General features: G+C 41.4%; 8 protein-coding genes. 7 read left to right on the forward strand and 1 reads right to left on the reverse strand.

Annotation, left to right across the window (positions count from 1 at the left end; genetic code table 11):
* The first annotated feature begins 121 nt into the window (after nucleotides 1–121).
* The 7 genes from ahcY to FTU83_RS10435 all read left to right on the forward strand — a co-directional run bounded on the left by ahcY (nucleotide 122) and on the right by FTU83_RS10435 (nucleotide 10,471).
* Complete coding sequence (gene ahcY / locus FTU83_RS10405) at nucleotides 122–1,504, forward strand: adenosylhomocysteinase (protein ID WP_078192086.1); 1,383 nt, start codon at nucleotides 122–124, stop codon at nucleotides 1,502–1,504.
* Between the two features lie 217 nt (nucleotides 1,505–1,721).
* Nucleotides 1,722–2,558 carry a methylenetetrahydrofolate reductase [NAD(P)H] gene (metF, locus tag FTU83_RS10410; RefSeq protein WP_168378282.1) on the forward strand — a complete coding sequence of 279 codons (837 nt, stop codon included), beginning with the start codon at nucleotides 1,722–1,724 and terminating at the stop codon, nucleotides 2,556–2,558.
* Nucleotides 2,559–2,590: 32 nt separating this feature from the next.
* Complete coding sequence (locus FTU83_RS10415; protein WP_180106419.1) at nucleotides 2,591–3,304, forward strand: 16S rRNA (uracil(1498)-N(3))-methyltransferase; 714 nt, start codon at nucleotides 2,591–2,593, stop codon at nucleotides 3,302–3,304.
* Nucleotides 3,305–3,487: 183 nt separating this feature from the next.
* Complete coding sequence (locus tag FTU83_RS10420; RefSeq protein WP_180008366.1) at nucleotides 3,488–6,364, forward strand: EAL domain-containing protein; 2,877 nt, start codon at nucleotides 3,488–3,490, stop codon at nucleotides 6,362–6,364.
* A 140-nt stretch (nucleotides 6,365–6,504) separates the two neighbouring features.
* A complete protein-coding gene (locus FTU83_RS10425; protein ID WP_180106417.1) occupies nucleotides 6,505–8,784 on the forward strand; it encodes an NADP-dependent malic enzyme in 2,280 nt (759 codons plus the stop codon).
* A gap of 81 nt (nucleotides 8,785–8,865) precedes the next feature.
* Entirely contained in the window at nucleotides 8,866–10,107 is a 1,242-nt protein-coding gene (locus FTU83_RS10430) for a multifunctional CCA addition/repair protein (RefSeq protein WP_180106415.1), read from the forward strand.
* A 160-nt stretch (nucleotides 10,108–10,267) separates the two neighbouring features.
* Nucleotides 10,268–10,471, forward strand: coding sequence for a hypothetical protein (locus FTU83_RS10435; protein ID WP_180106410.1), 204 nt, complete (start codon nucleotides 10,268–10,270; stop codon nucleotides 10,469–10,471).
* Between the two features lie 27 nt (nucleotides 10,472–10,498).
* Here FTU83_RS10435 and FTU83_RS10440 read toward each other — a convergent pair.
* On the reverse strand, nucleotides 10,499–10,592 hold a 94-nt coding region (locus FTU83_RS10440; protein WP_151778716.1), incomplete at its 5' end, for a transposase domain-containing protein.

Below are 10,592 nucleotides of genomic sequence, written 5' to 3' on the forward strand. Positions count from 1 at the left end.
GACTTTCTTATAGGCACTAAATATAAGATCGCTAGGCTCGACGATTCGGTTGGACACTCGTTCCAATCAACAACGGCATCCGCGAACTGAATGATCAATTGTTTTTATTAAGGAGATCGTGATGAACGCGGTTAATGCTTCATTTACAGATTACAAAGTTGCCGATATTTCACTAGCTGACTACGGCCGTAAAGAAATCAAACTCGCAGAAGCAGAAATGCCAGCCCTAATGGGTCTTCGCAAACGCTATGCAGCGGCTAAACCGCTTGCTGGCGCGAAAATCCTTGGCTGTATCCACATGACCATTCAAACTGCAGTTTTAATTGAAACTCTAGTTGAATTAGGTGCAGAAGTTCGCTGGACTTCATGCAACATCTTCTCTACTCAAGACCACGCTGCTGCTGCAATCGCTGCTGCAGGTATTCCTGTATTTGCTTGGAAAGGCGAAACTGAAGAAGAATACATGTGGTGTCTTGAACAGCAAATCAATGTGAACGGTACACCTTGGGATGCCAACATGATTCTGGACGATGGCGGTGACTTAACTGCACTTGTTCACGAAAAATACCCAGAAGTGATTGCAAAAATCCACGGTATTACTGAAGAAACCACTACAGGTGTTCAACGTCTTTACGAAATGCACCGCGACGGTACTTTAAAAGTTCCAGCGATTAACGTAAATGACTCTGTCACTAAGTCTAAAAACGACAACAAATACGGCTGCCGTCACTCACTTAACGATGCAATCAAACGTGGTACAGATATGCTTTTATCTGGTCGTCGTGCGCTTGTAATCGGTTATGGTGACGTAGGTAAAGGTTCTGCTCAATCACTTCGTCAAGAAGGCATGATTGTACGTGTCACTGAAGTTGACCCTATCTGTGCAATGCAAGCATGCATGGACGGTTTCGAAGTTGTTGCTCCGTATAAAAATGGCATTCAAACGGGTAAGAAAGAAGACATCAACCTTGATCTTCTTCAAAATACTGACTTGATCGTAACAACAACTGGTAACTACCACGTATGTGACGCTGCAATGCTTGATTCATTAAAAGCTGGCGCTGTAGTTTGTAACATCGGTCATTTCGATACTGAAATCGACACAAACTACTTACGTGGTTATAAGTGGGTTGAAGTTAAGCCACAAGTTCACCAAGTGTATCGTTCAGAAAATGAAAATGATTACCTTATTCTTCTTTCAGAAGGCCGTTTGGTGAACCTTGGTAATGCAACCGGTCACCCTTCACGTATTATGGACGGTTCTTTTGCCAACCAAGTATTGGGTCAAATGCACCTATTCGCTGAAAAATTTGCTGATCTTCCTGAAGATCAAAAACAAGCTGCGATCCGCGTAGAACTTATTCCTAAGAAATTAGACGAAGAAGTTGCTGCTGCAATGGTTGCAGGTTTCGGTGGCGTATTGACGACTTTGACTCAAGAACAAGCGGATTACCTCGGTGTTCAAGTTGAAGGCCCGTTCAAAGCTGAGGCTTATAAATACTAAGTTTTATAAATACCTCTCCCTAACCCTCTCCTGAGCGTGCTTCAAGCACTGCTTTGAAGCTCAGCGCAAGAGAGGGAACTCTTCATTGTGAAAGCAAATTTGTTGTTAACTCCAAATAACTATTACTTTCATAATGGAAGTCCCTTCTCCCTCTGGGAGAAGGTTAGGATGAGGGGATTTTTTTAAATAAAAGTATTTATAAAAAAAGGATTTGAACATGTCAAAACAGATTCCTATTTCCTTTGAGTTCTTCCCGACCAAAACTGATGCGGGCGCGGAAAAACTTAAAGTTGTACACCAAGAACTACAATTATTAAATCCTGAATTTTTCTCTGTAACATACGGTGCAGGCGGTTCTACCCGTGAACGTACTTTGTCTACATTGAACGACTTCAACGGTAAAGGCACACCTGTTGCCCCTCACCTTTCTTGTATTGGTGACAGCAAAGAACGTATTGCCGAATTGCTGGATTTGTATAAGTCACAAGGCATTGACCGTATTGTTGCGCTGCGCGGTGACTTGCCGTCTGGTCAAGTGGGCTTGGGCGAATTGCCTTATGCAACAGATCTTGTGCGTTTCATCCGTGAACATACTGGTGATCACTTCAAAATCGAAGTGGCTGCTTACCCAGAAATGCACCCACAAGCGGACAGCTTTGATCTCGACATCAAACGTTTCTGCGACAAAGCCAATGCTGGCGCTAATGCAGCACTCACCCAGTTCTTCTTTAATCCAGATGCCTATTTCTACTTTGTAGAGCGCATTCAAAAAGAAGGCGTGAACATTCCTGTCGCTCCAGGCATTATGCCGATTACCAATGCAAGCAACTTAATCCGCTTTGCAGATGGTACAGGTGCAGAAATTCCTCGCTGGATTCGTAAACAGCTTGCGACTTATGGCGACGACACAGCATCGATCAAAGCCTTTGGTCATGAAGTGATTGTAAAACTTTGCGAACGCCTGATTGCTGGTGGTGCGCCAAGCTTGCACTTCTATACCATGAACACCACTGACCCTACACGCCAACTTGTGAAAGACCTCGGTCTTGCATAAGACATTTCGACCTATTTGAGAGTAAAACTTTAATGCCACGTTTTTATATTGAAGCTGATTTAACTGTTGATACGACTGTTGAATTAACGGAAACAGTGTTTCATCACTGGGTAAAAGTTTTACGTGCTCACGTGGGCGAAACTGCCACTTTGTTCAATGGGCAAGGTGGCGAATACCATGTTGAATTGGTTGAAGTCGCTAAAAAGTCGGCTGCCGTCCAAGTTTTGCAATTCAATCCAAGCAATCGCACACCACATTTTACGGCACTCTTGGGTCAAGTGATGAGCAAAGGCGACCGCATGGATTATGCGATTCAAAAAGCGGTTGAACTCGGTGTTTCTGAAATTCAACTACTCACATCCGAACGTTGTGAAATGCGTTTGAAGTACGATCGTGATCAAAAGAAACTCGACCATTGGCAAGGTATTGCCATTGCTGCATGTGAACAATGTGGTCTCAACATTGTCCCTAAAGTACTTGCGCCCCTTTCCCTTGAAAAATGGCTGGAGAGTAATCTTCCGACTACCAAGTTGGTACTCGCACCCAATAAAGATGAAGTTGATGTATTAGCTGATGCTGACCCACAATTTGCCTTACTGATAGGCCCTGAAGGTGGCTTGAGCGAAGCCGAGATCAGCGCAGCAAATGAGAAAGGTTTTGTGAACTGGTGTATCGGTGAACGTGTCCTTCGCACAGAAACTGCACCTGTAGTTGCACTTTCAATTTTAAATTATAAATTTATTTAATTTTTACTCGATAGTTCATCTGAAAGCATCAATGATGACATCCTCGATATTGCTTTTTATTTGTAACGCAATTACCCTAGAGTCAATAAAAACAAATGATTTGTTACTAAGAATAAACAAATACTCTCAGGAACAATACAAATACAACGATCTAAATTTGGTTAAGGCAGGGTTTTTATATTCATGACGTATAAACAAGATGAATATATCAAGCAGTACAATCATACTGCTCAAATTGCGAACACGATTCGCCATAGCCGCTATTTTTTAGTCAGTATTCTGATTATTTGCTTATATATTTTTTCGATATATCAAATTTTTTATAAATCGCCATCTTTATATTTCAATATTTGGTTTATTTTTACCGAAGTTTTTGTCAGTTTATGTTGGCTGATTAGCACCGTTTATTTTAAACCTGAACAATATTCACTGATGATTGCGCATCGTTGGCTACAGTTTCAGTGTTTTTCAGTCGGCACGCTGATTGCGAGCGGTATCTTTTTAATTTTTTACTATTTACCTGCGACCAATCAAAGCTTTGAACCGATTCAGGCCTTAACGCTCTCCGCCCTACTCTTGATCGTGACACAAACCTTTGGTTTGACCTATTTAACGCAAAAACTCAATTATTTTTGTTTGGCATTTATCCCGTCTATCGTGCCTTATCTGATTGCACAGTTCTTTTTCTTAGATGGTTCAAATCACTTATTTAGCCTGAGTATTAATTTTGGGCTCATTGTGATTCTAATGTGCGCCATGACGTCATATCGAATTCATCGTCGTGTATCGACTTTACATGCTAAAAATAACCTACTGGTCGATAGTGCCAAGCAACAAGTCAAATGGACTGATGAACTGTGTCAGCAGCTCCAAGACGAAGTCAACAAATCACGTGACATCGAATTACAACTACAGCTAGGTAACCAAATACTTGAACAGAAAGTCAAAGAGCGGACCTTCGACATTGAGCAAATGAACAAGGATTTAGAAAACCAACAAGCCAATTTAGTCCTTGCACATGAAATCGCCGGTTTACGCCCTTGGGATTGGAATATCAAAGATCGTAAAATCGTGGTCACCAACTATAAGCAAGAAAAAACCCTTAGACATTCGAAAGAGCATCAGCAACAATTACAGCATGTGATTCATCCTGATGATATTCCTCATTTTAAATCAGCAATGATTCAACATCTTCGTGGATTTAAAGACCGTTATGAGGCCACCTATCGGATTCAAAACAGTCAAGGAAAATGGAGTTGGGTACATGATATAGGGCGAGTCATTCAACGCGATCCAGATAACCGCAAGCCCTTGCGCATGGTCGGTATTCGTCGTGATATCCATCAAGAACGGACGTCTCAAGAACGTTTAAAACTTGCAGCCAGTGTACTCGAACAAGCTGCTGAAGGGATTTTCATTTTAAATGAAGAGCTGTGCTATATCGAAGTCAATCCGTTTTACGAACAATTAACCGGCTTTAACTACGACCAAATTATTGGTAAACATCTTTTTGATATCACTGCAAATTACAAATCAATTCAACGTAGTATGCACTATTCGATAATTAAACAAGTGCTGAAAATTGGTGAGTATGATGGTGAATTGCACGAAAAATTTCTTTCAGGTAAAGAACTGACACTATGGATGCATATTAATGCGATTACGGATGATCAAAATCGCGTCACCCATTACATTGGAATTGTCTCAGACCTGACCGAACGTAAATTGCAAGAACAACGTTTATCTTATTTAGAAAATTATGACACCTTAACGGATTTGCCGAACCGTTTTTATTACAACTATCAACTGCATCAGTATTTAGTTTCGCAACAAGATTCGATTAAACAGTTGGCCGTCATACGTTTAAACATCGACCGTTTCCGTCCATTAAATGAATATCTCAGCAACAATGGTGGTGACGAACTGTTACGCCAAGTCGCACAGCGTTTGCGTCTGACCAATGCCGAAGCATTATTTGTTGCGCATTTAAATGGCGATGATTTTGCGATTGTGTATGAAATTTCACATATCCGCCCTTCTGTGCAAGAGCATTGTGAACGCATCAATAAAGCCTTTAGCATTCCATTTAATATTTTTGGCCAAGAACATGTCATCACCTTATCGATGGGTGTAGCGTTCTATCCTGAGCATGGCCGTCAGCTAGATTATCTAAATAACTGTGCAGAACAAGCGCTGAGCGAAGCTAAAAATTTGGGAGGCAATACTACACGTTATTATTCCAATGAAAATACCGCATTATTAGAGCAAGGGATCTTCTTGGAACGCGACTTGCGTAAAGCCATTCAAAATAATGAGCTGGTGGTGTATTACCAACCGAAGATCAATTTCCGTGATAAAAATATTTACGGTTTTGAAGCCTTGGTGCGCTGGAATCATCCTGAAAAAGGCTTAATACCACCGGGCTTATTTATTCCTTTAGCAGAACAAACCAGTTTAATTTCCGATATCGGGCGTTTTGTCCTGCAAAAAACCGCGCAGCAAATTCGCTTTTGGAATAATTTGGGTTATCAAAATATTTGTGTATCCGTCAATATTGTTGCACAGCAACTGCGCCGTGGACAATTATTAAATGATTTAGATGAAGCGATAGATGCCAATCAAATTGATGGTGCCAGTCTGGAACTGGAAATTACTGAATCCTCTTTGGTCGAAAATCTAGATTCAGTACGTGAACTATTAAACGAAATAAAAAAACGTAAAATCAATATTTCACTTGATGACTTTGGTACGGGCTACTCATCTCTATCCTATCTGGCTGATTTTCCAATTGATATTTTAAAAATAGATCGCAGTTTTATCTCTAAAATTGGTGAAAATAAACAATTGGCCATCGTTAGTGCCATGATTGCCATGGGTAAAGCGATGGGCATGACGGTAGTCGCTGAAGGGATTGAAACTGAACAGCAGTTACAGTATCTACAAGACTTAGAATGTGACATTGCTCAAGGCTATTTTTTCTCTAAGCCACTGCCACAAGAAGAGGCAACCGTGTTCCTTGAAAATAATATCTCTTCGCCTGCTTATACTTACTTAATATAAGTCACTATGCCTGAGCTATAAGATTGTCTGAAAAAGACGCGACTTCGACTGTCCCAACTGTGCAACTAATGTTATATTCAAGCGGATAAAGCAAGCATTGCAGCTTTATATTGGATAAACAAAACACAATCGAGATACAGATGGACGATCAATCTTTAAAACAGCAGGCTTTGTATTATCACGAATTTCCAACTCCGGGGAAAATCAGCGTTACACCAAGCAAACAATTGGTCAACCAACACGATTTAGCCCTCGCATACTCGCCAGGTGTCGCTGCACCTTGTTTAGAAATTGAACGCGACCCATCTACTGCTGCACTTTACACAGCGCGCGGTAATCTTGTTGCTGTAGTCAGTAACGGTACAGCCGTACTGGGCTTAGGTAACATTGGTCCTTTAGCGTCAAAACCTGTTATGGAAGGTAAAGGCGTTCTATTCAAAAAATTCGCTGGTGTTGATGTTTTTGACATTGAAATTGCTGAAAACGATCCAGACAAAATCGTAGATATCGTTGCAGCATTAGAACCAACTTTCGGTGGTATCAACCTTGAAGACATCAAGGCCCCAGAGTGTTTCTACATCGAGCAAAAACTTCGTGAACGCATGAATATTCCTGTGTTCCATGATGACCAACACGGTACATCGATCATTGTGGGTTCTGCATTACTGAATGCACTTCAACTCAATGGCAAAAAAATTGAAGAAATCAAAATTGTCGCTTCTGGCGCAGGTGCTGCTGCCCTTTCATGTTTGAACTTACTTTGCGCACTTGGCGTGAAAAAAGAAAACATCGTTGTGGCAGATTCACGCGGTTTATTGACCACTAAACGTGAAGGCTTGGATGAGTCTAAAAAAGCATACGTTCAAGACATCGAAGGCTCTCAGCTTGCTGATGTAATGGAAGGTGCGGACATGTTCCTTGGTCTTTCTGCAGCAGGTATTTTGACCAAAGAAATGGTTAAAGTCATGGCGAAAGATCCGATCATCTTTGCCCTTGCTAACCCAGACCCTGAAATTCTTCCTGAACATGCACATGAAGCACGTCCAGACGTGATTATGGCAACTGGTCGTTCAGACTATCCAAACCAAGTGAACAATGCGCTTTGCTTCCCTTATATCTTCCGTGGTGCACTCGATGTTGGTGCTACAACAATTAATGAAGAGATGAAGATTGCTTGTGTACATGCGATTGCTCGCATGGCACATGTCGAAGCTGATGCTGCATCGTATGGTGAAAAATCTGCTTCATTTGGTCGTGATTACCTCATTCCCCGCCCATTAGATCAACGTTTGATTCTTGAGATTGCACCTGCAATTGCGCAAGCAGCGATGGATTCAGGTGTTGCAACTCGTCCAATTCAAGACTTCTCTGCGTATCGTCAACGTTTGTCTGAGTTTGTTTATAACTCTGCATTCATGATGAAACCAATTTTTGCGCAAGCGAAAACTGATCCAAAACGTATTGCATATGCTGAAGGTGAAGATTTACGTGTACTTCGCGCAGTACAAATTGCAGTTGATGAAAGTTTAGCAAAACCAATTCTTGTCGGTCGCCCAGCAGTCATTGAAGCAAACATCAAGAAATTAGGCCTTCGCCTTGAAGACGGCGTGAACATCACTATCGTCGATCAAGAGAAAAACCCTGATTACGATAAGTTTGCAGATGATTACTACAGCATCATGCAGCGTAAAGGTGTAACGCCTGAATATGCTCAGCGTGAAGCACGTCGTCGTTCAACACTTATCGCGGCAATGTTGGTTCGTCATGGTGTAGCTGATGGTATGTTATGTGGTACTTATTCTAGCTATGACATTCACTTAGACTTTGTCAGCAATGTGATTGGACTAAAAGAAGGCCGCAATAACTTCTTTACGCTGAATGCATTGATGCTTGAAGACCGTAACTTGTTTATTGCTGATACTTACATTAACCGTAATCCAACAGCTGAACAACTTGCTGAAATGACTATTTTAGCGGCTGAAGAAGTACGCCGTTTTGGTATTACGCCGCGTGTAGCATTGCTTTCTCACTCAAGTTTCGGTTCTGACCAAAATGATCCTAGCGCACAAAAAATGCGGAAGGTTTATGATATTTTGTCAGAAATTGCACCAGAACTTGAAGTTGAAGGTGAAATGCATGGTGATGCCGCATTAGATGAAAATATTCGTCATTTCGCATACCCGAACTCACGTTTTAAAGGTTCTGCGAACTTGCTGATTATGCCTAATCTGGATGCAGCGAACATTTCGTTCAACTTGTTGAAATCAACATCAGGTAGTAACGTGACGATTGGCCCAATCCTTTTGGGTGCTGCAAAACCTGTTCATATTTTAACACCAACAGCGACAACTCGCCGTTTAGTGAATATGACTGCATTAACAGTTGCAGAGATTCAAGAAAACGAAAAATTAGCACTCTAATTTAGTTGACTTGAACACACTTTGTGACTTGAGAAAACCTCTGTTCTGTAGCATGATTGCTCTAAGAATAGAGGTTTTTTCATGCAAGTTTATTTAGTAGGCGGTGCAGTTCGAGATCACTTGCTCGGGCACCCCTATCACGAAAAAGATTATGTCGTTGTCGGTGCAACGCCGGAACAATTACTTGCTCAAGGTTATCAACCTGTGGGTAAAGATTTCCCTGTTTTTCTTCATCCAGAGACCAAAGACGAATATGCCTTAGCCCGTACAGAACGTAAGTCTGGACATGGGTATCATGGCTTTGAATTTTATACCGACGTCAATGTCACACTCGAGCAAGATCTCATTCGACGCGACCTCACGATCAATGCGATAGCGATGGATGATGCAGGTAATGTCTATGACCCCTATGGCGGTCAACGTGATCTAGAACAGCGTGTCCTTCGTCATGTGTCTAATGCCTTCGTCGAAGATCCATTAAGGGTTTTGCGTATTGCACGTTTTGCGGCACGTTATAAAGCTTTAGGTTTTAAAGTGGCTGATGAAACACTGGAACTGATGCAAGAGCTTACTCAATCGGGTGAGCTTGAAGCTCTCACACCTGAACGTGTATGGAAGGAAACGTCTCGTGCCTTAATGGAAGACCACGCAGATGAATATTTTGAGGTATTAAGAGCCTGTGGCGCTTTAAAAGTCTTGTTCCCTGAAATTGATGCGTTATACGGTATTCCACAACGTCCTGAATATCATCCTGAAATTGATTGTGGTATTCATACCATGATGTCGCTACAACAAGCGTGTCGTGCAAATTATTCTTTGGATGTTCGTTTTGCTGTACTGGTACACGACTTGGGTAAAGCACTCACTCCAGTAGATGAGTTACCGCGCCATATCATGCATGAAGAGCGTGGGGTAAAACCTGTTACCGAAATCTGTGACCGTATGCGAGTTCCCACCAATACCAAACAATTGGCCATCTCAGTGTGTAAAGAGCATTTAAAATGCCATCAAGCCTTGAGTTTAAAACCGGGTACCTTGTGGCGCCTGTTACAACGTATGGATGTGCTACGCCGTCCTGAACGCGTAGAGGCCTTTGTACAAGCCTGTGAATGTGATTCACGTGGTCGCTTAGGTTTAGAGGATCGTGCCTATCCGCAAGCTCAATACGTTTTAGATGCCATGCAGGTGGTTCGTAATATTAAGGCTTCTGACTTACCTTCAGATGTGAAAGGCCCTGATATTGGTGAAATGTTGATTCAGAAACGAATTGAAGCTATCGGACAATTCAAGCATGAACTCGGCCATAACACGCCTACAGCTTAAAATAAATCCTCTCAGAAATGAGAGGATTGACTTTCATCATTGCTGTTAAGCCTGCCGAAGTATTTTGAAATAAATGAAAAATTGAAATAATCTAGTGTCATCTCTGAAAATTAAATACTGATACTCAACCCAATTTAAGACTGGTAAAAAGAATAAAATAATGAAGAAACAACTTTCCAATATATTGATTGCTATTGTCTTTTGCGGACTCCTAGTAGGGATGGGCTTTACCCAAACCCTTTTAAAAAGTTTGCCACAGCTCATCATGATATTTTTTGGAATGTTAGCCCTAGGCTCCTTAATAATTAAGCGTTCATTTATAAGCTCTATTCCTTTTTATATAGTTTTGGGAGTTATGTTGTAAGCGTCCGCTGAATCCCATACCTATTTTTTAATTCAATTTAGGTTTCCAGCAGTGCGGCAGCAATTCTTCAATTTGGGTCACTTTGTGTGTCGGCAACCTTTTCAGCACATCACTTAAATAG

Source organism: Acinetobacter sp. YH12152, from assembly GCF_013418285.1.
In the GTDB taxonomy this organism is placed as follows: Bacteria; Pseudomonadota; Gammaproteobacteria; order Pseudomonadales; family Moraxellaceae; genus Acinetobacter; species Acinetobacter amyesii.

Excerpts from the sequence above, each read along its gene's own strand:
- FTU83_RS10430 (WP_180106415.1), top strand. The coding sequence starts at position 8,866 with ATGCAAGTTTATTTAGTAGGCGGTGCAGTTCGAGATCACTTGCTCGGG.
- FTU83_RS10415 (WP_180106419.1), top strand. The coding sequence starts at position 2,591 with ATGCCACGTTTTTATATTGAAGCTGATTTAACTGTTGATACGACTGTT.
- FTU83_RS10425 (WP_180106417.1), top strand. The coding sequence starts at position 6,505 with ATGGACGATCAATCTTTAAAACAGCAGGCTTTGTATTATCACGAATTT.
- FTU83_RS10435 (WP_180106410.1), top strand. The coding sequence starts at position 10,268 with ATGAAGAAACAACTTTCCAATATATTGATTGCTATTGTCTTTTGCGGA.
- FTU83_RS10420 (WP_180008366.1), top strand. The coding sequence starts at position 3,488 with ATGACGTATAAACAAGATGAATATATCAAGCAGTACAATCATACTGCT.
- metF (WP_168378282.1), top strand. The coding sequence starts at position 1,722 with ATGTCAAAACAGATTCCTATTTCCTTTGAGTTCTTCCCGACCAAAACT.
- ahcY (WP_078192086.1), top strand. The coding sequence starts at position 122 with ATGAACGCGGTTAATGCTTCATTTACAGATTACAAAGTTGCCGATATT.